The organism is Azohydromonas caseinilytica (genome assembly GCF_012927045.1).
Taxonomy (GTDB): domain Bacteria; phylum Pseudomonadota; class Gammaproteobacteria; order Burkholderiales; family Burkholderiaceae_C; genus Azohydromonas; species Azohydromonas caseinilytica.
Genome location: NZ_JABBFW010000023.1, coordinates 34,081 through 55,171, shown reverse-complemented (window position 1 = coordinate 55,171; position 21,091 = coordinate 34,081). Strand labels below are relative to the sequence as shown.

Annotated in this window: 19 protein-coding genes; 11 read left to right on the top strand and 8 right to left on the bottom strand. The window is 69.2% G+C overall.

Annotation, left to right across the window (positions count from 1 at the left end; all coding sequences use genetic code 11):
• Window positions 1-49: 49 nt before the first annotated feature.
• The 4 genes from HHL10_RS23110 to HHL10_RS23095 all read right to left on the bottom strand — a co-directional run bounded on the left by HHL10_RS23110 (window position 50) and on the right by HHL10_RS23095 (window position 4,987).
• Window positions 50-1,534 (bottom strand): NCS1 family nucleobase:cation symporter-1, encoded by a 1,485-nt coding sequence (locus HHL10_RS23110; RefSeq protein ID WP_169162763.1) that lies wholly within the window; start codon window positions 1,532-1,534, stop codon window positions 50-52.
• Between the two features lie 387 nt (window positions 1,535-1,921).
• Window positions 1,922-2,803, bottom strand: coding sequence for an alpha/beta hydrolase (locus HHL10_RS23105; protein WP_235971741.1), 882 nt, complete (start codon window positions 2,801-2,803; stop codon window positions 1,922-1,924).
• 37 nt (window positions 2,804-2,840) lie between these two features.
• Window positions 2,841-3,626, bottom strand: a complete 786-nt coding sequence (locus tag HHL10_RS23100) for a slipin family protein (RefSeq protein WP_169162762.1) — start codon at window positions 3,624-3,626, stop codon at window positions 2,841-2,843.
• Window positions 3,626-4,987 carry an NfeD family protein gene (locus HHL10_RS23095; protein WP_235971740.1) on the bottom strand — a complete coding sequence of 454 codons (1,362 nt, stop codon included), beginning with the start codon at window positions 4,985-4,987 and terminating at the stop codon, window positions 3,626-3,628. The genes HHL10_RS23100 and HHL10_RS23095 overlap by 1 nt, the downstream gene beginning before the upstream one ends.
• Before the next feature lie 144 nt (window positions 4,988-5,131).
• Here HHL10_RS23095 and HHL10_RS23090 point away from each other — a divergent pair, with 144 nt between their 5' ends.
• From HHL10_RS23090 to HHL10_RS23070, 5 genes are all read left to right on the top strand, one after another.
• The gene (locus HHL10_RS23090) at window positions 5,132-5,659 is read left to right on the top strand and encodes a pyridoxamine 5'-phosphate oxidase family protein (RefSeq protein ID WP_169162760.1); all 528 of its coding nucleotides are present in this window, start codon (window positions 5,132-5,134) and stop codon (window positions 5,657-5,659) included.
• A gap of 100 nt (window positions 5,660-5,759) precedes the next feature.
• Window positions 5,760-6,005 carry a DUF2789 domain-containing protein gene (locus tag HHL10_RS23085; RefSeq protein WP_169162759.1) on the top strand — a complete coding sequence of 82 codons (246 nt, stop codon included), beginning with the start codon at window positions 5,760-5,762 and terminating at the stop codon, window positions 6,003-6,005.
• A gap of 132 nt (window positions 6,006-6,137) precedes the next feature.
• On the top strand, window positions 6,138-7,154 hold the full coding sequence (locus tag HHL10_RS23080; protein ID WP_169162758.1) for a universal stress protein: 1,017 nt from the start codon (window positions 6,138-6,140) through the stop codon (window positions 7,152-7,154).
• 61 nt (window positions 7,155-7,215) lie between these two features.
• A complete protein-coding gene (locus tag HHL10_RS23075) occupies window positions 7,216-7,470 on the top strand; it encodes a glutaredoxin family protein (RefSeq protein WP_169162757.1) in 255 nt (84 codons plus the stop codon).
• 340 nt (window positions 7,471-7,810) lie between these two features.
• Window positions 7,811-8,572 carry a PEP-CTERM sorting domain-containing protein gene (locus tag HHL10_RS23070; protein ID WP_169162756.1) on the top strand — a complete coding sequence of 254 codons (762 nt, stop codon included), beginning with the start codon at window positions 7,811-7,813 and terminating at the stop codon, window positions 8,570-8,572.
• Window positions 8,573-8,615: 43 nt separating this feature from the next.
• Here HHL10_RS23070 and HHL10_RS23065 read toward each other — a convergent pair whose 3' ends face one another.
• The gene (locus HHL10_RS23065) at window positions 8,616-9,962 is read right to left on the bottom strand and encodes a replication initiation protein (protein ID WP_169162755.1); all 1,347 of its coding nucleotides are present in this window, start codon (window positions 9,960-9,962) and stop codon (window positions 8,616-8,618) included.
• A gap of 685 nt (window positions 9,963-10,647) precedes the next feature.
• Between HHL10_RS23065 and HHL10_RS23060 the strand changes: the two genes are divergently transcribed.
• Window positions 10,648-11,832 carry a ParA family protein gene (locus HHL10_RS23060; protein WP_310734660.1) on the top strand — a complete coding sequence of 395 codons (1,185 nt, stop codon included), beginning with the start codon at window positions 10,648-10,650 and terminating at the stop codon, window positions 11,830-11,832.
• Between the two features lies 1 nt (window position 11,833).
• On the top strand, window positions 11,834-12,877 hold the full coding sequence (locus tag HHL10_RS23055; RefSeq protein ID WP_169162754.1) for a ParB/RepB/Spo0J family partition protein: 1,044 nt from the start codon (window positions 11,834-11,836) through the stop codon (window positions 12,875-12,877).
• 2,138 nt (window positions 12,878-15,015) lie between these two features.
• Here HHL10_RS23055 and HHL10_RS23050 read toward each other — a convergent pair.
• From HHL10_RS23050 to HHL10_RS23045, 3 genes are all read right to left on the bottom strand, one after another.
• Window positions 15,016-15,735 (bottom strand): MauE/DoxX family redox-associated membrane protein, encoded by a 720-nt coding sequence (locus tag HHL10_RS23050; protein WP_169162753.1) that lies wholly within the window; start codon window positions 15,733-15,735, stop codon window positions 15,016-15,018.
• On the bottom strand, window positions 15,735-15,863 hold the full coding sequence (locus HHL10_RS31065; protein ID WP_259373284.1) for a hypothetical protein: 129 nt from the start codon (window positions 15,861-15,863) through the stop codon (window positions 15,735-15,737). Before HHL10_RS31065 ends, HHL10_RS23050 begins: the two co-directional genes overlap by 1 nt.
• A 108-nt stretch (window positions 15,864-15,971) precedes the next feature.
• Entirely contained in the window at window positions 15,972-17,117 is a 1,146-nt protein-coding gene (locus HHL10_RS23045; RefSeq protein ID WP_235971739.1) for a branched-chain amino acid ABC transporter substrate-binding protein, read from the bottom strand.
• 275 nt (window positions 17,118-17,392) lie between these two features.
• Here HHL10_RS23045 and HHL10_RS23040 point away from each other — a divergent pair, with 275 nt between their 5' ends.
• From HHL10_RS23040 to HHL10_RS23025, 4 genes are all read left to right on the top strand, one after another.
• Window positions 17,393-18,364, top strand: coding sequence for a Bug family tripartite tricarboxylate transporter substrate binding protein (locus tag HHL10_RS23040; protein WP_169162752.1), 972 nt, complete (start codon window positions 17,393-17,395; stop codon window positions 18,362-18,364).
• An 82-nt stretch (window positions 18,365-18,446) separates the two neighbouring features.
• Window positions 18,447-19,145: an RraA family protein gene (locus HHL10_RS23035; RefSeq protein ID WP_169162751.1), complete on the top strand. Its 699-nt coding sequence runs from the start codon at window positions 18,447-18,449 to the stop codon at window positions 19,143-19,145.
• The gene (locus HHL10_RS23030; protein WP_169162750.1) at window positions 19,145-20,065 is read left to right on the top strand and encodes an NAD(P)-dependent oxidoreductase; all 921 of its coding nucleotides are present in this window, start codon (window positions 19,145-19,147) and stop codon (window positions 20,063-20,065) included. The genes HHL10_RS23035 and HHL10_RS23030 overlap by 1 nt, the downstream gene beginning before the upstream one ends.
• A gap of 63 nt (window positions 20,066-20,128) precedes the next feature.
• On the top strand, window positions 20,129-21,091 hold the full coding sequence (locus tag HHL10_RS23025) for a Bug family tripartite tricarboxylate transporter substrate binding protein (protein ID WP_169162749.1): 963 nt from the start codon (window positions 20,129-20,131) through the stop codon (window positions 21,089-21,091).

Sequence of the window (21,091 nt, the reverse complement as noted above, 5' to 3'; positions counted from 1 at the left end):
GAGCGGGCCTGGGGCCGGAAAGAGGTTGCGGTCGCGACGGCGTGGCGTTTCAGCGCTTGCGGCTCAGCAGCACGTGGAAGACGAAGCCCAGGCCGGTGCCGATGAACCAGGCGTAGTTGGCCGCGCCGCGCCAGTCGGGCACCACCACGCACAGCATCGGGACCAGCGCCGCCGGCACCATCGCGGCCACGGCCCGGCGGTTGACGCCGTTCTGATACCAGTAGCGGCCCTTGGGGCTCAGGGTGTAGAGGTCGTCGACCAAGACCTGCTGCTTCTGCACGAAGTAGAAGTCGGCGATGAGGATGCCGAACAGCGGGCCGATGAAGGAGCCCAGGATGTCCAGCGTGTAGTGGATGACTTCGGGGTTGTTGTAGAGGTTCCAGGGCGTGATGAAGATGGAACCCACCGCGGCGATCATGCCGCCGGTGCGCCAGCTGATCTTCTGCGGGTTGACGTTGGAGAAGTCAAAGGCCGGCGAGACGAAGTTGGCGACGATGTTGATGCCGATGGTGGCGACCATGAAGGTCAGTGCGCCCAGCACAACGGCGGTGGTGCTGTCGATCTTGCTGACGGTGTGCACCGGGTCGGTGATCAGCTCGCCGAACACCGGCAGCGTCGCGGCGGTGGTCAGAACGGTCAGCAGCGAGAAGAACACGAAGTTGACCGGCAGGCCCCAGAAGTTGCCCTTCTTCACCGCGTCGAAGCTCTTGCCGTAGCGCGAGAAGTCGCCGAAGTTGAGCATCGGGCCGCTGAAGTAGCTCACCACCAGCGCGATGGCCGACAGCATCACCGGCAGTGCGTCCCAGCCCTCGAACTTCACGCCGCCCAGGTTCATGTTGATGTTGCTCCAGCCGGCCTTCCACACCAGCCAGCCGCACAGCACGCCCATCACCACGTACACCGCCGGGCCGGCCCAGTCGATGAACTTGCGGATCGACTCCATGCCGTGCCAGAACACGATGGCCTGCAGCACCCACATCACCATGAACGCGACCCAGCCCAGCGTGGACAGGCCCACGAAGCCGTGCTGCTGCACGTCGGCGTAGGGCGCCAGGTGCGGGAAGAAGTGCAGCGCCAGCACCATGAAGGCGGCCGAGGCCAGGTAGGTCTGGATGCCGTACCAGGCCACGGCGATGAGGCCGCGGATCACGGCCGGGATGTTGGCGCCCAGCACGCCGAAGCTGGCGCGGCAGATCACCGGGTACGGCGTGCTCGTGACCTGGCTGGGCTTGGCCACCAGGTTGCAGAAGAACTGCACGATGCAGATGCCCACCAGCAGCGACACCAGCACCTGCCAGCTGGAGAGCCCCAGCGCGAACAGGCTGCCCGCGGTGATGTAGCCGCCGACGCTGTGCACGTCCGACATCCAGAAGGCAAAGATGTTGTATTGGCCCCAGCTCTGGCGCTTGAGCGGCGCCAGGTCCTCGTTGGTCAGCCGCGGGTCGTAGCCCGGCTTGATCAACGCGTTCGATTCCTCGTCATGCGCGGGTGCGGCGATATCGCCTGCAACCACTCCGGTGGCGATCGTGTTCATGCTGTCTCCATCGCTCCATTGAGGTCGTCTTGTGACGGCTCCGAGTCCGCGTCTGCCGCTGTCGCGTCTTGTCCGCAGATCGTGCGCCAATTTTGTATACATAAATCGCTGCAAACAAGGCATCCAAGGGCCTGAATACCCTGGGACTTACACCGATGGCAGTTACGGTGACCCGGAGCGGGTGCCTTCCCAGGCACCGGAGCGACGCGGGGCGAGCGGCCCCGCGTCCCCATGCGGGGCTGGGGCCGCGGGGGTTGGCAGCACATGGCCTGCCCCACATGAAATGGCCCGCCCGCTTCTTACAGCAGGATCGTCAACCCTGGGGAAACAGTGAACTCAGTGAATAAGCCCCGACTGACTTGATGGTCAACCGGCAGAGAACAATCCTCACTCCGGCCTGATGCCCAGTCCCCGGGCCAGCCAGCGGCACATCGGGCTGCCCGGGTCCTCCAGCCCGTGGATGACCGAAAAGTGGTGCGTGTTCTCGACGGCCACCAGCTCCGCCGGGTTGCCGCAGCGGCGCCAGGCCTGGGCGAAGTCGGTGGACTGGCGCGCGAACTCGCCGGACTCCTGCGCGCCCCAGGTGAGCCAGGCGCGCGTGGCACAGGGCCGCACCAGCCGCACGGGCGAGTTGCGGCGGATCACGCCGTCGTCGAGCTGGATCATGGGCTGCAGGTAGCTCCAGCGCAGCGGCTCCAGCTCGTACAGGCCGCTGAACAGCAGCGCTGCGGCAAAGGGGTCGTCGGGCAGGCCGTAGTCGCGCAGCCAGGGCGTGGCCAGGCACATCGCCGCCAGCTGCGCGCCGGCGGAATGGCCGCCGATGGCGAGCCGGGCCGGGTCGCCGCCATGCGCGTCGATGTGGCGCAGCACCCAGGCCACGGCGGCACGGGCCTGGCGCGTGATCTCGTCCAGGCTCACCCGCGGGCACAGCGCGTAGTTGACGACCACGGTGGTGATGCCCAGCGCCTGCGGCCCCAGCGCCACGCAGCTGAAGTCCGCGGCGCTGAGCGAGCGCCAGTAGCCGCCGTGGAAGAACACGAACACCGGCGCGCCCGGCCGCGCCGCGGGGAAGATGTCCAGCGTCTCGGCGCGGGTCGGCCCGTAGGGCACGTCCAGCACGCAGCGCAGCCGCTCGCGCGCCAGGCGGCTGGTGTCGACGTAGTGCCGCATTTCCGCGCCGGGGTCGGACAGCGCCAGCGAGGGGTTGTACTGGCGGTCGATGTCGTCCTGGGTGGCGAAGTCGCGGTAGAGCGGCGGCAGTGCAGGCATGGTCCTCCCGGTGGGTTGGTGTGATGAGTGAAGTGGCTCAGACGTCCCGGCGTGCCCCGGACTGCCGCAGCGTGTCGAGCAGCGGGCCCAGGATGTCCACGGGCAGCGGGAAGACGATGGTCGAATTCTTGTCGGCAGCGATGACGGTCAGCGTCTCCAGGTAGCGCAGCTGCAGCGCCTGCGGCTGGCGGCCCAGGATCTCGGCGGCCTGCGCCAGCTGCTGCGAGGCCTGCAGCTCGCCCTCGGCGTGAATCACCTTGGCGCGGCGCTCGCGCTCGGCCTCGGCCTGGCGCGCGATGGCCCGCACCATCGACTCGCTCAGGTCCACGTGCTTGATCTCGACGTTGGTGACCTTGATGCCCCAGCTGTCGGTCTGGCTGTCCAGGATCTTCTGGATGTCCAGGTTCATGCGCTCGCGCTCGGCCAGCAGCTCGTCGAGCTCGTGCTTGCCCAGCACCGCGCGCAGCGTGGTCTGCGCCAGCTGGCTGGTGGCGCCCAGGAAATTTTCGACGGCGATGATGGCGCGCTGCGGATCGATGACCTGGAAGTACAGCACCGCGTTGACCTTGACCGAGACGTTGTCGCGCGTGATCACGTCCTGCGCCGGCACGTCGATCACGCGCACGCGCAGGTCCACCTTCACCATCTGCTGGATGCCGGGGATCAGCAGCACCAAGCCCGGCCCTTTCACCTTCCAGAAGCGGCCGAGCTGGAACACCACGCCGCGCTCGTACTCGCGCAGGATGCGCAGCGCGCTGATGAGCAGCATCAGCAGGCCGAACAGCAGCAGCACCGAAAAGCCCGCGGGCAGCAAAGCGTCCATCAGCGCACCTCCTCCCTGTCGTTGCCGGGCTCGGCCGCGCGCACCCGCAGCGTCAGCCCGTCCACGCCCGTGACCTGCACGGGCTGTCCGGGCCTCAGCCCGGCCACGCCGCGCACCCGCCATGGCGTGCCGTTGACGCGGGCCCAGCCCGTGTCGCCGTCATGCTCGATCAGTTCCCCGCGCACGCCCAGCAGCGCCGCGGCGCCGCCGACCTGCGGCCGGCGCCGCGCCCGCAGGGCCAGGCCCACCACGCCGAAGATGAAGGCCGCCGAGCTCAGGCACAGCAGCGCGATCAGCGTCCACGGGATGGCCAGGCCCGGCGTGCCGCTGTCGATCAGCATGGCCGCACCAAAGGCAAAGGCCGCCAGGCCGCCCAGCCCCAGCACGCCGAAACTGGGAACGAACAGCTCTGCCACCATGAAGCCCAGGCCCAGCAGCAGCAGCGCCAGCCCGGCATGGTTGATGGGCAGCATCTGCAGCCCGTACAGCCCCAGCAGCAGCGACACGCCGCCCACCACGCCCGGCAGCACGAAGCCGGGGCTGGCGAACTCGAACAGCAGGCCGTAGAGGCCCAGCGTCATCAGCGCCAGCGCCACGCCGGGGTCGCTGAGCGTGGCCAGCAGCTGGTCGCGCCAATCGGGCTCCAGCACCTGCACCGGCGCCTGCGCGGTGGCCAGGCGCACGCGGCGCTCGCCCAGCTGCAGCTCGCGGCCGTCGATGCGGCGCAGCAGCTCGGGCAGGTCGGCGGCCATGACCTCGATCACGCCCTGCGCCAGCGCCGCGCGCGCGTCCAGGCTGGCGGCCTCGCGCACCGCGCGCTCGGCCCAGTCGGCGTTGCGCCCGCGCAGCTGCGCCAGGCCGCGGATGTAGGCCACGGCGTCATTGAGGCGCTTGGCGGTCATGGCGTCGGGCGCCGAAGCCGCGGCGGGCGGCTTGTCCGGCGCGCCGCCGGGCAGGCCGATCGCCACCGGCGTGGCCGCGCCCAGGTTGGTGGCGGGCGCCATGGCGGCCACGTGCGCGGCGTAGAGGATGAAGGTGCCGGCACTGGCGGCGCGTGCGCCCTGCGGCGCCACGAACACCGCCACCGGCACGGGCGAGGCCAGCATCGACTTGATGATGTCGCGCATCGCCACGTCCAGCCCGCCGGGCGTGTCGAGCTGCAGCACCAGCAGCGCGGCCTGCTGCTCCCGGGCCCGCTGCAGCGCGCGCTGCAGCCGCAGCGCGGTGGCCGGGCCGATGGGGCCGGCCACCGCCAGCGTCAGCACGGGAGCGCCGGCGCCCGCCCCGGCCACGGGCTGCATGAGGCCGGCCAGCCCGGCGGCGAGGGCCAGGCTGCACAGCCACAGGCGAGCCATCCTCATGCCGGGGATGCTACGCCCGCCGCAGTGGCGCGGCCAGCCGCGCCGGTGCCCGGCAGGGAGTGACGCCCGCGCCACCCGTGCGGGAATGGGCCTTGCCGAGTTCCGGCTTCCGGGCTCCGGCCCACCATCAACAAGGAAGCACGCATGGGCAGCCAACACCCCACCACCGCAAGTCAGGACACCCAGGACATCGGCAAGTTGTGGGACATGATCAAGGGCATGCGCTTCGGCATGTTCACCACGCGCCATGAGAACGGCCATCTGCACTCGCGCCCCATGACGACGCAGAACCGCCGCGACGAGGAGGCCGATGCGCTGTGGTTCTTCATGTCGCGCAGCAGCGAGCCCTTTGCCGACGTGCAGCGCGAGCAGCAGGTCAACGTCGCCTATGCCGACACCTCCAGCGACACCTACGTGTCGGTGTCGGGCCTGGCCGAGGCGGTGAAGGACCCGCAGCTGCGCCGCGCGCTGTGGAACACGCCCACCCAGGCCTGGTTCCCCAACGGCCCGGACGATCCGGACGTGGTGCTGGTGCGCGTGCGCATCACGCACGCCGAGTACTGGGACGTCAAGGAGAGCAAGCCGGTGCAGCTCTACAAGATGGCGCGCGCGGCCCTGACCGGCCAGCCACCCAAGGACATGGGTGACCACGGCCAGGTGCGCATGCATTGAAGAGGCGGGCCCGGGCTTTGCCCGGGCGGTGCAGGGCCGGCCCATGGATGCGCCGTGGCGCCACCCGCCCGTTCGACCAATGCAAGGGAAAGGCACCGCCATGGAACTTCCAAACCACGACCTGAAAGAGCTGTTCGATCAGCTGGGACTGCCCAGCTCCAGGGCCGAGATCGAGCGCTTCATCGAGATGCACCGGCCGCTGCCCCAAGGCATGCGGCTGGCCGACGCACCCTTCTGGACGCCTGCGCAGGCGCAGTTCCTGAACGAGGAGTTCCACGACGACGCGGACTGGGTGCCGCTGGTGGACCAGCTCAACGCCTTGCTGCACGTCCAGGCGCCGCATTAAGCCGCGCGGCGCACCGCAGCTTCGTGCGCCCTTCACGCCGGCCGGCGCGCCGGCGTGGCGGGCTTGAGACAGGTCCAGCCGGCGGCGCCCGCGCACGGCCACACTGGCGGCTGGTTGTGTCTCAGTTTTGTCATGTACCAGCACCTGCTCGTGCCGGTGGACGGCTCCGCGCTGTCCACCCTGAACATTGCGCAAGCCACGCAGCTTGCGCAGCGCCTGGGGGCGCGCATCACTTTCTTCCATGCCAGGCCCGACCTTGGCGCCACCGGCGAGGGCGCGCAGCTGCGCGACTTCCATCCGGCCTTGTTCGCGCTGGAGGCGCAGGGCGACAGCGACGCGCTGCTGGGCAAGGCCCAGGCCGAGGCCGCCGCGCTGGGCGTGCCCTGCGCCACCCAGGCCCGCATCACCGAGCGGCCCGCGCAGGCGATCCTGGAGGTGGCCCAGGAGCTGGGCTGCGACCTGATCGTGATGGCCTCGCACGGCCTGCGCGGCATGCGCACCTGGCGGCATGGCTCGCACACCGAGAAGGTGCTGCGCCAGGCCAAGATGCCGGTGCTGGTGACGCGCATCGAGCGCGACGAGCCGCTGACGGCGGCCGAGCGCGCCACGGCCGCGCTGCTCGACGAGCACCGCTCCATGGCGGTGGTGGTCAAGGGCATGCTGGCCCTGGTGGCCGAGGCGCGCCAGGGCGGGCGACTGGACGTGGTGACGCTGCGGCCCATGCTGCAGTACCTGCGCGACTTTCCGGAGCGGCTGCACCATCCCAAGGAAGAGCGCCACCTGCACGCGCGGCTGCTGCAGCGCCACCCCGGCGCACAGACGCTGCTGGAGGAGCTGGAGCGCCAGCACGAGGCCGAGTACGAGGCGGTGCGGCGCATGACGCGGCTGGTGGACCGCTGCGCCGCCGGCGCGCCGGAGGCGTTGCCGGCGCTGCAGGACACGGTGCAGACCTTCGCCACCGCGCTGTGGGCCCACATGACGCAGGAGGAAGGCCCGCTGCTGGCGCTGGCGCGCCAGCACCTGCTGGAGCCCGACTGGCAGGAGATCGCGGACGCCTTCGCCGCCAACGACGATCCGGGCCTGGGCCGCTACGAGGCCGAGGACCTGAAGAAGCTGTTTGCCCGCATCGCGCGCTGGGTGCCGCACTGAGCCCGCGCGGCCGGCCCGGCGCGCCGGGGGCGGCGATACTCGCGCCTTTTTGCAAGCCGCCATGAACCTCAAGATCGTCGTCTACAGCAAGAGCGCCTGCCCCCAGTGCGACACCGCCAAGAAGCTGCTGGAGAGCCGCGGACTGCCCTTTGAGGTCATCCAGATCGATGACGAGGCGCAGCGCCTGGCCTTCTACGAGCGCTGCGGCCCCGGCGTGCGGCAGATGCCGCAGGTCTTCATCAACGACCAGCGCGTGGGCGGCGTGGCCGGCCTGCAGGCAGCGCTGGCGCAGATCGCCCAGGCACGCCCGGCCTGATGAACTGCCGGGCGCGCCCCGCGCGCCCTGATCCGCAATCGCGCCGGGCACGGCGCCAGCCTGGCACTGGCGCTGCCGTCGGCGCGCTCACTTCCGGTCACAGCTACCTGAACAGCCGCGTGCGAACGTACTGAAGTGCAAGCGGGGTGGGACAGGCGCTGCAGGGTCCTGACGCCTGCGACTGCATGTTTCCGTACCCCCCGCCTCCAGCCAGCCCACGGGCGGGATGTGCCGGGCATGGGCCGCTTCCTACTCTGCCTCCTCCATTTCCACCCCGGACTGGAGGATCAGGCTCATGCGTGCTCATGCCTTTCATGCACCGCCGCCGGCGGGCTTGCTCATGCCCCGGCTCCTGCGTCTGGCTCTCGTGGCTCTGCTGGCGCTGGCCTCGTCGCTGGCCGGCGCCACCATCCGGGTCCACGTACCCGGCACATCCAACCCCTGGCTGGCCGGCGCTCCGGCCGGCACCGTGGACGAGTTCGATACGGCGCCCTTCCAGTCGCCGGTCCTGGTGCAGGGGCTGGAACTGCGGGGCTCACGCGCTCTGTCCTTCCGCGTGACCGGCGCCGTGGCCAACTGCGGCGCGGACAGTCCGAGCGTCATCTGCTGCCCGGATTGCGGCCGGGCCTTCCCTGGTCCCGACGGCCCCATCGCGGGGCAGAACGGCGCGGCCGACGTCTTCAACCACCGGCCGTTCAACGGCCTGTCCGACGTGCGCGCGCCCATCAATTCGCTGATCGGCGTGTTCCTGGGCCCCAACCCACCCGATGCGCAGGCGACGCCGGCCATGCTGGACTTCTCGTCCGCGGGGCTGGGCCGCGCTTTTCTGAGCCTCCATCCCGAGCTGCAGCAGCCGTTCTTCATCGGCGATGGGCTCACCGGGCGCGGCTCCGGCCGCGAGCAGCGCTTCTTCGCCCCGGAGGGCGCGACGCGGCTGTTCCTGGGCACCATGGACGGCGCGGAGTGGAGCAACAACGCCGGCGCCTTCCGCGTGCAAGTCACGACCGTGCCCGAGCCCTCCGCACTGCTGCTGACGGGTACAGGCCTGGGGCTGCTGGTGCTGCTGCGCCGCCGCGTTGCGGGACGGGCGCTCGCGAACTGAATCGGCAGCGGTCCGGCCATGGGCTGCGTGCGCCCGGCCGCCTTCAGGAACGGCCCTGCTGCTCCAGGTAGAAGCGCGCCATGCTGGCCAGGACCAGCGGCGACTGCCACTGCCGCGCATCGAGGCGGCGCAGCAGCGTGGGCGAGGCCGTGCCGGTGGCCAGCACATGCGCGCGCAGCCGCGCCATCCACGCGGCCTGTTCCGCCTCGGCCAGCGCCTCGAAGGCCTGCCGCGCCTGGGCCAGCGCCTGGGCGCGCTCGTCCTGCACCGCAGGCGCAGCCGCGCCGGGCAGTGGCGGCGTCCGCGGCGCAGCCGGTGCGGCAGACGAGCCGGGCGCCGCGGGCAGGCTGCCCCGGGCCTCGTTCTCCAGCCCGGCCAGGATGGTCTTCAGGTAGGCCGCCTTGTTGAGGATGGGCTTGCTGGCGGCACTGCCGGCGTAGCGCTGCATCGCGTCCAGCGCCCGACCCACCGCGGCTTCGCCGTAGCGCTCGATGAAGGCGTCCACGTCGGCCTCGCGGATGCCCAGTGCCAGCGCGCGCGACACCTGCGCCACGTCGGCCGGCTGCTCGATGCGCGGCGCGGCCTCCAGGCCCTGCTTGCGGCGCACGGCGAACTGCACCTCGGCGATGGCCCTGCCCTCCTTGTATTCGAGCAGCTCGATCTCGATGTCGCTGACCTCGTTGATGTCGCGGATCGCCGGGCTGACGAACTCGTTCTTGAACTTGCGCCACTCGCGCTGGCGCGCCAGCTCCGAGCCCTTGAGCACCGCCACCCACCAGCTCCAGTGCTGGCGCAGCGTCACGCCGCCGGGGTTGTCGCGGTAGCGGGCGCAGATCTCGTACAGCGCCACCGCGGTGTAGGTGCCCAGCCGGGCAATGGTCTCCAGCTCCAGCCGCGCCCAGCGGTTGGGGCCCAGCATCTGCTGCTTGATGGTGGGCGGGTAGAACCAGGTGACCCAGTTCTCGCCGTTCTTCTTGTAGAGCCGCACCTCGGAAAGCATGTTGAACATGCGCAGCTCGTCGCGCGCCTCCACCGCCTCGCCCTCCCCCGCCGCGGCCGAAGTTTCCGCAGACGGCAGGCTCCACTGCTCACCCCGGCTCAGCGGGCGCCACTCGATCTTGGTGGACATCATCTGCTCGATGTAGCGCTTGGCGTCGGTGGCGACGTTGGAGCCCACGCCGAAGCCGCGCAGGATGGCATTGAGCGGCGCGCTGAAGCCGGCATCGCCGGTATCGCCCTGACGCTGCGCGATGTGCAGCATCACGTTGTAGGCCTTGCGCGCGGTGAGCGTCAGGCTCTTGTTCAGCGGCACGATGGCCAGCGCCGCCACCGGCTTGTTCAACGTGCCGGCCGGTGCTTCCTTCTTCGCCGGGATCGAGGACTTCGCCATGCCGAAGTATATGTCCGGCTGGTCCTGGACAGCTCAAGTGGAGCAGCACGCTTCTGTCCTGGAAAAGCCGGACACATGCCATGCGATTTGACAAAGCCGTGGCGCGCAACTTCTACGTCCTCAGGCGACAGTTCACGGGCGGAAGCCCCCGAAAAGCCGGACACATGCGCTGGTTTGGCGACTTGGCAGCCCGTCAAAAAGGCGGACGCTTGACCCGTAGCCCATGGCCGACCGGGCCCGGAGAAGCCGGACAGTTGGAGACTTGCCAGGGCATCGGTTTGGGTTCAACGGTGCATTTGAAAGCCGTGAATGTCTCTATATCGCCTCGGACGACGCGCTGGGCTGGAAAACCAGGACGTTTCGCGAACGGCCAGACAGTTCGCCGGAATTGCCGGACGCATCCCGGCCCGTTCCGGGACGCATCCTTGGGAAATGCCGGACGGTTCATTCACATAAGTCATTGTTTTTATTGAATAAAATTCGGTTTTCCACAGGCCCGAAATCTTGAATTGTTGAACTTCTTTGAAGATCCGACGACCTTGAGCAAGCCTTGGGAGCGCTGCAAAGCGTCCGGCTTTTCCGCATTGCCGTCAGAGCAAGACGCAGTTTCAGCGTGTACTGACTCGATTCGCGTTCTCTATAGAATCCGCCGCTGTTGCAACTTCGGCGCGTGAAAGGACTGTTTGTGGAATCCCTGTTGATCAACGGTGCGCGCAGCATCAGCCTGGAGGCCATTGCCGAGCAGGCCGAGCGCGTCAAGTCCATCGTGGCGCAGGTGCGCGGTGCCATGCTGGCCCCCGATGCGCGCAAGAAGGCGCCCACCTTCTCCACCACGCAGCTGATGGCCTTGACCGGGCTGGACAAGGGCCAGGTGGATTACCGGGTGCGCAAGGGCGATCTGCCCAGCGGCCGCCTCAACAGCACCGGCTCGCGGCGCGAGTTCACACTGGAGGAGGCGCGGTGCTGGGTGCGCGACGTGCGCAAGGAAGAGCTGCGGCCCGAAGGGGCCGAGGCGGTCACCATCGCCATCGGCAACTTCAAGGGCGGCGTGACCAAGACCACCACCTCGCTGACGCTGGCGCAGGGCCTGAACCTGCGCGGGCACCGCGTGCTGGTGATCGACTGCGACCCGCAGGGCAGCCTGACCACGCTGTTCGGGCTGCTGCCGGATTCGGAGGTCAACGTCGATGACACGGTGCTGCCGCTGTTCACCGGCGACCAGGCCGACATCACCTATGCCATCCGGCCGACCTACTGGGACGGTATCGACCTCGTGGCCGCGGCCTCGTTCCTGTTCTCGGCCGAGTTCGTACTGCCGGCCAAGCAGAGCAAGGACCCGAAGTTCGAGTTCTGGAACGTGCTGAACTACGGCATCGACCCGGTGCGTCTCGACTACGACGTGATCATCATCGACACCCCGCCTGCGCTGTCCTACACCACCATCAACGCGCTGATGGCCAGCGACGGGATCATCATGCCGCTGCCGCCGAATGCACTGGATTTCGCCTCCAGCGCGCAGTTCTGGGACCTGTTCTCCGACCTCACCACCCAGCTGGTGAAGAACCGGGGCGGCAGCAAGGAGTTTGCCTTCATCGACATCCTGCCCGCCAAGGTCGAGTCCACCGACCAGGCCAGCCTGGTGGTGCGGGAGTGGATGGCGGCGGCCTATGCCGAGAAGGTGCTGCCGGTGGAAATCCCCAAGAGCATGGCGGCCAGCACCTCCAGCGCCGAGTTTGGCACGGTCTACGACAGCAGCCCGGGCAATGCCGGGACGCGCACCTTCAAGCGCGCCTATGAGGCCTACGACCGGCTGGTGGAGCTGATCGAGGACCAGGCGCAGACCTTCTGGCGCAAGCAACTGGGAGCCTGACATGGCCTCGCAAGGAACACCCGTGAAGAAGAAGGGCTCCGGCATTGCTTTCGTGCTGCCGGACGTGCGCAAGGACAACGAGGCACCGGCCGCCGCACCGGCGGCGCCGCGCAACGTGCCGCGCACCGGCGTAGGGTTGCTGGCCACCACCGTGTTCGAGACCGCCAAGCTGGAAGAGCGCATCGAGTCGCTGCAGGGCGAGGTGCGCAAGCTGGAAGCCGAGCGCGGCGGGCAGCTGATGGACGCGCGCAGCATCGTGCCCAGCCGCTGGGCGAACCGGCATCCTGACGCCTTCGTGGGGGCGGAATTCGAGGAGCTCAAGCGCGAGATCCTGGAGGCCGGCGGCAACGTCCAACCGATCAAGGTCCGGCCCCTGGCGTCGCCGCGCCCGGGTGAGGGCGGTGTGGAAGCGCGCTACGAGATCGTGTTCGGGCATCGGCGCCATCGCGCTTGCCTGGAACTGGGCCTGCCGGTGCTGTGCGTGGTGCAGGACCTGGCGGACCAGGAGCTGTTCGTGCACATGGAGCGCGAAAACCGGGGGCGGCAGAGCCTGTCGGCCTGGGAGCAGGGCCGCATGTACCTGCGCGCGCTGGACGAGGGACTGTTTCCGTCGAACCGCCAGCTTGCTGCAGCCATCGGCCGCAGCCTCAGCGACATCGGCAAGGCATTGCGCATTGCCCAGCTGCCGTCGGAGGTGGTGGGCGCCTTTCCGTCGCCCAACGCCATCCAGTTCCGCTGGGCCACGGATCTGCAACGTGCGCTGGAGAAGGACGCCGATACGGTGCTGGCCGCAGCCCGGGCGGCGGACCGAACCCGCTCGCCATGGACCGCGGCCGAGGCCTACGCCGCACTGACGGCCTGCCTGCGGCCGCAGGGGGTGGGACGGTCCCACTCCCCGGTGCGCGAGGTGGACCTGGGGGCGGGCCGGCAGGCCACGCTGCGCTCGGATGCCCAGGGCCGTACGGTCGTCGAGCTGAGCGCGGGCGTTCTGCCCGTGGACCGCTGGCCGGCATTCGAGGCCGCACTGCGCGAGCTGCTGGGCTGAGCCGGGCCAAGCCCGGCCGTTCATTGGAAAGAGCCGGCCGTCGGTCGGGCCGGACCGCGTGCCTTCCCCGGGACCGGCACCTGGGAGCGCAGGGCATGGAAGGGACTCTGACCAAAAGACATGGGCGGCCCTGGTCTAAGCGGGACAAGAGGCGAACCGAGGTGGGCGCCATGGTCAGGCCAGGGGTGGGACGGTCCTACCCCCTCACCGCACCGGTGCCACACATCAAGGTGGGCATTCACGGACGCCGGCGTGACCAGGCAGAGAGGGGCCCCTCCACCAAGCCAAGGCTATGTGGTCAGGCGTCCGCGGAACCCGTTTCTCTCCGGGTAGGAGCCGAGGCAACATGAACGGTTCTTGGCATTCGAGGGCGGCCGGGAAGGCCTGCCACTGACAGGTGGCAGACATCCCCGGATTCCCGAATTTCCCCTCAAGCCGGCTCTGCCACGGACTCAGCGCACGCCGGTCCAGGCGGTCCCGGGCGAAGAAAGGGCGCCGGCCCCGTACCCGGCTCAAGGCGGCCACCTGAGGCGGTGGAAGGCCAAGCCGAACATGCGACAGTGCATTGGCAGGTAGCCGGATGCCATGCCACCACAGTGTCCGCTCTCTATCCTGCTGCTGCGGAACGAAACCGACACTGACCAGGGGTATGGCCGTTCAATCCTTGCTGCGCTCGGACCACAGCATCTCTCGCTGACGCCGGGATTGCGGGTGTGGACTGCCAGTATGCGGAACGGCCACCCCGGTTTGGTCCCAGACGCGTTGCACGGCAAATGCCGCTGTCCGAACAGCAGCGGCATTGAGCCGGGTGGGCTCCCCCGCTGAGTGAATGACATGGTCGATCGGCGTGAAGCCGCTGCACGATGGCTTCATTCAACTCGCTGGCCAGGCAGGGGGGTGGGACGGTCCCACGCCCTCTTGCTAGAAGCTGAAGCAAAGGCCACGAACAGCCGCAGTTCTGCAGTCCTTGCCTTGCCGCGCCGCGTCTCTCACGGCTTTCATGCCGCCTTTGCGGCAGGCCAGGGCACCGGCGCTGCGGCAAGCTGTGAGGCGGCGGCGGAGTCCTACCAGCGAGCGATCCCTCCGGTGCACTGTGCCCGGTGGCCGAAGCACGGCGCAGGACGTGCGTTGGAGACGACAAGCCGGCGTCTTGTGGCGAAATGTCGGCTCTCCGAAGCGCACCGCAGTGGCAGGCCGTACCGGCCCGGCTGCATCGCTTCGCATCACGCGTATCGATCCGTTCAGTACTGGCGTACGGGAAGGAATGCGCGCGGGCAACGACTTGGTTGTGGGAGACAGGCCGATGCGAGCGCTTTCCGCCGTTCCCTTGTGGTGTCCAGCAAAGGGTGGGACGGTCCCACCCCCCAACCGTTGCAGCATCCAACAACATGAGCAATCCAGCCTGAAACCGGGTGCCGCGCATGCCCGGGTGCGGGTGGCCGGACACGGCCGCCGAGCTCCATCCGTCGCCCGGCCGCATCGCGCTCACCAAGCCTGCGAGGGAACCTGGACCACCTTCAAAGTCATTGCCAACGTTGCCGAGTCGATCCGACCGCCACCCGGCCAAGGGTGGGTGGGGCTGGAGTCGTTCTGGCACGACCACTGCGCTGGCCCCCACGGTCCGCAAGGCCGCCGTGCTCTTGGCGGGCCCGATACGCACGGCGTCCTACCGCCGCGGTTCATCCGTCCCCCGGCTCGCGCAAGTGCATCCTCCGGAAGCGCTTGCGCCGGGTCGGCACGCCGTCCTGCGGGGGCGCTTTCCCAAAGACCAGTGCAGCCCTGTGATGCCGTCGTTCCCCGCGCCATGTGCTTGCCACAGCAAGGATATAAGCGGCCCAATGATCCACTAGGGCATAACGCGCCATTTTTTCTAGGTATTGATAACAATACTTATCAACACCAACAAGCGTTTGGGAAACGGCACAAAACCCGTTGTGCTGGACTGACCGGGCAGGGCCGTGCGTCCAGGGCTGCCGCTATGCGCCGACGGCAGGCCACGGAAACGGAGGCAGCAGGCGCGCTCGCTTCCCGTTGCTCGAGGAAATGCCAACGCGCCCACCTGGTCTCCCAGAGGCGGACGCGTGCTCCTCCACCACGGCCGCGGCAGCAGGCCGGCCCGACTGCGGATGCGCCCAGGCTCAGGGCTCGATCGCGATGCCCGCCGTGTGGCCCTGGCCGAGCAGCTGCTGCCGCACGGCGCCGACATCCGCGGGGCGGGTACGGCGCAGCCGGGCGATCTCCTCGCCGTCGTAGGGGCGCAACCCGGCTGGCAAGGTGGGGCTGCTCACGCGCGGCAGCAGCACCTGGCTGATGTAGCGCCGGCCGAAGCGGGGTTGGTTGCTCAGCAGCTGGTTCACGGCCAGGACCAGGCCGAGCAGGAAGAGGGTGGCGAAGGCGGTGGCCGCCAGGTCCAGCCACACGGTGGCGCGGGCCGGCGCTGGGGCCAGGGCGACGAGGGCGAGCAGCGCCAGGCCGGCATTGCGGGCGACGAGGCCTCGGCTCAGCGGCACGTGCTCGCTGCCGCCGCAACCGCAGTCGATGCGCTCGCGGCCACGCCGCAGGTTGATCACCACGGCGCCGGTGACCAGCACCAGCACGGCCAGGCCCAGCAGGGCGCCGCTTTCGCGGCTGGCCGTGGGCAGCCGCAGCGCGCCGGCAACCAGCTCCAGCAGCGGCAGCAGCAGGGCGGCCGGGGCCAGCAGCGCGCGCGGCAGCAGGCGGTGGTTGTCGAGCGCTCCGCGAAACAGCGCCAGGTCACGCAGTTTCGAGATCGCGCCCAGCAGCAGCACCGCGCCCAGCGTCGCCGCCGCGGCATGGCCCAGCACCGGGTCCAGCGCGAAGGGGAGTGCGGCGCCCATCAGTGCGTCTCCAGGTAGACCGGCGTCTCGCCCATGGGCGCGGACTGGATCAGCGGCTTCCTGAGCTTGCTGTCGTCGCGCAGGTCGTAGGTGACGAGGGCGTTGTCCGGGCCGCTGAGCACTGACATGGCAGTACCAGGCGAGCGACGCGCTGCAATACGCCAAGGACGTGAAGGTGCGCAACGGCGCGGCGGTGGAAGGGCTGCAGGCCCGCGTGGCCTACGTGTTCTGAGCGTTCAGAACGAAGCCAGGGCCACGGGCTGGCCGCCCTTGAAGCCGTAGACGCTCATCGGCGAAACCTTCAGGTCGTGCTTGTCGGTGAACGAATACTCGGCAACCACGCCCCTATAGCTGCCCTTGGCGATGGCTTCGGCCACCTTGCCCGGGTCGGTGGAGCCACTTTTCTGCATGGCGTCGGCCAGCAGCATGGCGCCGTCGTAGAAGTTCGCGGCGTAAGTCAGCGGGTCGCGCTGGTAGGCGGCCCTGTACTTTGCGGCGAAGGCACGGCCGGTCTCCGCGCTGTTCAGGATCACGCGCGCCTGCAGGCAAAACACCTTGCCATCCGCCATGCCGCTGCTGAGGCGGTTGAGCTCCGTGTCACAGATGCCGTCGCCGCCCAGCAGCTTGGCCTGGATGCCCAGCGACGCCATCTGGCGCAGCAGCACACCACCCTGCGCGGAGTAACCGCCAAAGAAGACGGCATCGGGCTTGGCGGCGCGGATGGTCGTCAGGATCGCGGTGAAGTCGCTGGCCTTGTCGGTGGTGAACTCCTGCCTGACGATGTTGAGGCCCTGGCGCTTGGCCTCGGCCACGAACTCGGCGGCCAGCCCTTGCCCGTACGCGGTGCGGTCATCCACCACCGCCACGTTCTTGAGCTTCAAGTCCTTGGCGGCATAGAGCGCCATGGCGCCGCCGACCTGCGTGTCATTGCCGCCGATGCGGAACAGCCGCGAATAGCCCAGCTGGGTGATCCTGGGATTGGAGCCCACCGTCAGCACCACCATGCCGGCCTCGTTGTAGACGCGCCCGGCGGGAATGGCGACGCCGGAGTTGTACGGGCCCAGGACGAACTTCACCTTCTCGTCGGCCAGCTTCTGCGCCACGGCCACGCCCTGACGTGGGTCGGCCGCGTCGTCCTCGGCCTGGACCTCGAAGACCACCTTCCGGCCGCCGACCTGCACGCCCTGGGCGTTGAGCTCCCGGACGGCCAGCAGCAGGCCGTCGCGGTTGTCCTCACCGTAGGCGGACTGCGGGCCGGACAGCGGGCTGCTGAGCCCTATCTTCACGACCTCCTGGGCCTGCGCCACCGGAGACACCGCGCCCAGGACGATGGGCATGAGCGCAGCAACGAGCTGCCGGGCGTGGAGAGTGCGGTACTTCATGCGAAACACCTTCTGGTGAGGGGCTTTGCGGGCCTGCCGTGGAGCGTAGCAGCGCGGGAGCGGTCCACGGCGGGGAGTCGGCTTCCCGCTGCCTGGCCAGCAGGCAAAGCGGCCGCGCTCATGCCGGAGCGCAAAAGCGCGGTTTATCGATTCGCAGAAATTATCAAATAGACCCAGCGGCGTGCGGCGCCAATACTGGCTCCAACACGACGGCACGAGGCTGCTTTCTCATCCCGAGGACTGCGGCGTACGACGTGACCGCCCCAGGAGACAACATGCTGCTCGACCGCCGCCAACTTCTGGCTGCCGCGCTGGCCGCCGCCTGCGTGCCCGCCGCGCTGGCCCAGTCCTATCCCGCCAAGGCCATCAAGGTCATCGTGCCATTCCCGCCGGGCGGCGGCACCGACATCATCGCCCGCGAGGTGACGCAGAAGGTTTCCACGGCCACCGGCTGGACCTTCGTCATCGACAACCGCCCCGGCGCTGGCGGCAACCTGGGCGTGGACGCCGTGGCCAAGTCGCCGGCCGACGGCTACACGCTGGTGCTGGGCCAGACCAGCAACCTGGCCATCAACCCGACGCTCTACGCCAAGCTGCCCTACAACCCGCTGAAGGACCTGGCCCCCATCGCGATGGTGGCCACGGCGCCGCTGGCCATCGTGGTGTCCAGCACCTCGCCCTACAAGACGCTGGCCGATCTGGTGAGCGCCGCCAAGGCCAAGCCGGGCGCCGTGAACTTCGCGTCGCCGGGCAACGGCACCGTGGCGCACCTCACGGGCGAGCTGTTCCAGAAGGCCGCCGCGGTGCGCTTCCAGCACATCCCGTACAAGGGCGCGAACCAGGCGCTCAATGACGTGATCGGCGGCCAGGTGGACATGTACATGGCCTCGGTGCCCTCGGTGCTGCAGCAGATCCGCAACGGCAAGCTGCGCCCGCTGGCGGTGTCGTCGTCCAAGCGCGTGGACGACCTGCCGCAGACGCCCACCGTCGCGGAGGCCGGCTACAAGGGCTTCGATGCGGCCACCTGGTTCGGCTTCCTGGCGCCGGTCGCCACGCCCAAGGACGTCGTGGCGCGGCTCAATACCGAGCTCAACAAGGCACTGCAGCAGCCCGACCTGCGCAAGCGCCTGGGCGAAGAGGGTGCCGATCCCGCCGGCGGCACCCCCGAGCAGTTCGCGGCCCTGATGCGCGAGGACATGCAGCGCTGGGGCAAGGTCGTCAAGGAGTCGGGCGCCAAGCTCGACTGACCACGGCGGCCTCACGCCGCCCCCTCTTCTGCCGCGCGCGTCCCTCGCCGGCGCGGCCCTTTGATTTCCAACGGAGATTCTCATGAGTCAAGCTGCCGCATTGCCCGACGTGATCCGCGACGTCGAGCGCCTGTCCGCCGACATCGTCAAGCAGGCCTCCGAATTCGCTTCCTCCATCCTGGCCGACGTGGCCGGCCGCCGCGGCGCGCTGCACGGCCGCATCCAGCCGCTGAGCCCCTCGATGCGCTTTGCGGGCACGGCCATCACCGTGGAGGTGCGCCCGGGCGACAACCTGATGATCCACGCCGCGATGGCCGTGGCGAAGCCGGGCGACGTGATCATCGTCGACGGCAAGGGCGACCTCTCCAGCGCGCTGATGGGCGAGATCATGTCCCAGCAGTGCGTGGCGTTGGGGCTGGCCGCCGTCGTCATCGACGGCGCCGTGCGCGACAGCGAGGCCATCCGCGAGCTGGGCTTTCCGATGTTCGCCGCGGGCCTCAACCCCAACGGCCCGACCAAGAACATCGCCGGGCGCCTGAACCACCCCATCTCCATCGGTGGCGTCACGGTGCATCCGGGCGACCTCGTGGTGGGCGACGCCGACGGCGTGGTGGTGGTCGAGCGTGCCAAGGCCGCCTCCCTGCTGCCGTTGGCCGCCGAGAAGGTGGCCGCCGAGACCCAGCGCATCGAGGGCATCAAGAGCCGCCAGGCCCTGCGCCCGGGCTGGCTCGACGGCGCGCTGCGCGCCGCCGGTGTGCTCAAGGACGGGGAGACGCTGTGATGAGCCGGAAACCCGTGTTCCTGGTCACCGGGGCGGACCTGGCACCGCAGGCGCTGGCGCTGCTGACCGACTACGAGGTCGTGTTCGCCGGCAAGACGCCCACCGAGGACGACATCGTCACCCTGTGCCGGCAGCACGACCCGGTGGCGATCATCGTGCGCTACAGCAAGGTGGGCGCCGCCGCGATGGACGCGGCGCCGTCGCTCAAGGTCATCTCCAAGCACGGCAGCGGCACCGACACCATCGACAAGGCGGCTGCCGCGCAGCGCGGCATCCAGGTCAAGGCCGCCGTGGGCGCCAACGCCGCGGCGGTGGCCGAGCAGGCGCTGGCGCTGTTGCTGGCCTGCGCCAAGTCCGTGGTGCAGCTCAACGAGCGCATGCACGCGGGCCATTGGGACAAGGCCACGCACAAGAGCCTGGAGCTCGCGGGCCGCACCATCGGCCTCGTCGGCCTGGGCGCCATCGGGCTGCGCTTCGCGCGCATGGCCGACGCCATGGGCATGCGCGTCATCGGCTTCGACCCCTATGCCAAGGAGCTGCCGGCCCATGTGCAGTCGGTCGATCTGGAAACGCTCTGGCGCGAGTCGGACGCGATCTCGCTGCACTGCCCGCTTACCGCCGACAACGCCCGGCTGCTCAACGCGCAGACGCTGGCCCGGTGCAAGCAAGGCGTGATCGTGGTCAACACCGCGCGCGGCGGCCTCATCGACGAGGCAGCGCTGCTGGAGGCCATCCGCAGCGGCCAGGTCCGCGGCGCGGGCCTGGACAGCTTCGCGGTTGAACCCATGACGGCGCCGCACCCGTTCCATGGCGAGCCGCGCATCACGCTGAGCCCGCACATCGGCGGCGTGACCAGCGACGCCTACGTGAACATGGGTGTCGCGGCGGCGAAGAACGCCCTGGCCGTGCTCGGAGCCTGATCCAGGTGAGTGGGGCCGGCTCGCGGCTCACCAGCCCTGGCCCATAACGAAGGAGACATCCCCATGAAATTCCTCGCTGCCCTGGCCGGTGCCGGGCTGCTGGTTGCCGCCACGCTGGCCCATGCACAGACCTATCCCAGCAAGCCGGTCAAGATCATCGTGCCGTACCCGCCCGGCGGGGCGGTGGACGTGGTCACGCGCAAGATGGCCGCGCAGCTGCAGGCGCAGACCGGCCAGACCTTTTTCGTCGAGAACAAGGCCGGCGCCACCGGCACCATCGGCATCATGTCGGTGGTGCACGCGCCGGCCGACGGCTACACGCTGGTGGCCAACGACACCACCTACGCGCTGCTGCCGCACATCTTCAAGAAGCTGCCCTTCGACCACCAGAAGGACCTGCTACCGGTGTCAGCCTTCGTGTTCGCGCCGATGGCGTTGGTGGTCAAGGCCGACAGCGACAAGAAGACGTTGGGTGACCTGGTCGCCGCGGCCAAGGCCAAGCCGGAGTCCGTCACCTACGGCACCGGCGGTGCCGGCACCACGCCGCACTTCGCCAGCGAGGCGCTGGGCATAGCCACGGGGGCGAAGTTCATGCACGTGCCCTTCAAGGGTGCGGGCGAGGCGACGCTGGCGCTGCTGTCGGGCACCATTGATTTCCAGATCGCTTCCACGCCCGGCATCATCGGTCAGGTCAAGGGCGGCAAGGCCCGGCTGCTGGCGGTCAGCGGCGATCAGCGCCTGCCAGCGCTGCCCGACGTGCCGACCTTCGCCCAGGCGGGCGTCAAGGACTTCAACGTCGTCAACTTCACGGGCCTGTGGGCGCCCAAGGGCACGCCGGCCGACGTGGTGGCACGGCTGCAGAAGGAGATCGCCACCGCCATGGCCACACCCGAGATGAAGTCCTATGCCGAAGGCATCGCCGCGCTGCCGGGCTATTGGGATGCCGCCGCCTTCGGCAAGGAGTTGACTGCGCGTACCGCCTACTGGGGCAAGATCGCCGCCAACACCGCTTTCGAGCGCCAGTGA

Coding starts and splice junctions, on each gene's coding strand:
- HHL10_RS23095 (WP_235971740.1), bottom strand. CDS start 4,987: ATGAGGATGGCTCGCCTGTGGCTGTGCAGCCTGGCCCTCGCCGCCGGG.
- HHL10_RS23100 (WP_169162762.1), bottom strand. CDS start 3,626: ATGGACGCTTTGCTGCCCGCGGGCTTTTCGGTGCTGCTGCTGTTCGGC.
- HHL10_RS23105 (WP_235971741.1), bottom strand. CDS start 2,803: ATGCCTGCACTGCCGCCGCTCTACCGCGACTTCGCCACCCAGGACGAC.
- HHL10_RS23040 (WP_169162752.1), top strand. CDS start 17,393: ATGCTGCTCGACCGCCGCCAACTTCTGGCTGCCGCGCTGGCCGCCGCC.
- HHL10_RS23045 (WP_235971739.1), bottom strand. CDS start 17,117: ATGAAGTACCGCACTCTCCACGCCCGGCAGCTCGTTGCTGCGCTCATG.
- HHL10_RS23070 (WP_169162756.1), top strand. CDS start 7,811: ATGCCCCGGCTCCTGCGTCTGGCTCTCGTGGCTCTGCTGGCGCTGGCC.
- HHL10_RS23075 (WP_169162757.1), top strand. CDS start 7,216: ATGAACCTCAAGATCGTCGTCTACAGCAAGAGCGCCTGCCCCCAGTGC.
- HHL10_RS23050 (WP_169162753.1), bottom strand. CDS start 15,735: ATGGGCGCCGCACTCCCCTTCGCGCTGGACCCGGTGCTGGGCCATGCC.
- HHL10_RS31065 (WP_259373284.1), bottom strand. CDS start 15,863: ATGTCAGTGCTCAGCGGCCCGGACAACGCCCTCGTCACCTACGACCTG.
- HHL10_RS23055 (WP_169162754.1), top strand. CDS start 11,834: ATGGCCTCGCAAGGAACACCCGTGAAGAAGAAGGGCTCCGGCATTGCT.
- HHL10_RS23025 (WP_169162749.1), top strand. CDS start 20,129: ATGAAATTCCTCGCTGCCCTGGCCGGTGCCGGGCTGCTGGTTGCCGCC.
- HHL10_RS23065 (WP_169162755.1), bottom strand. CDS start 9,962: ATGGCGAAGTCCTCGATCCCGGCGAAGAAGGAAGCACCGGCCGGCACG.
- HHL10_RS23030 (WP_169162750.1), top strand. CDS start 19,145: ATGAGCCGGAAACCCGTGTTCCTGGTCACCGGGGCGGACCTGGCACCG.
- HHL10_RS23090 (WP_169162760.1), top strand. CDS start 5,132: ATGGGCAGCCAACACCCCACCACCGCAAGTCAGGACACCCAGGACATC.
- HHL10_RS23035 (WP_169162751.1), top strand. CDS start 18,447: ATGAGTCAAGCTGCCGCATTGCCCGACGTGATCCGCGACGTCGAGCGC.
- HHL10_RS23110 (WP_169162763.1), bottom strand. CDS start 1,534: ATGAACACGATCGCCACCGGAGTGGTTGCAGGCGATATCGCCGCACCC.
- HHL10_RS23080 (WP_169162758.1), top strand. CDS start 6,138: ATGTACCAGCACCTGCTCGTGCCGGTGGACGGCTCCGCGCTGTCCACC.
- HHL10_RS23085 (WP_169162759.1), top strand. CDS start 5,760: ATGGAACTTCCAAACCACGACCTGAAAGAGCTGTTCGATCAGCTGGGA.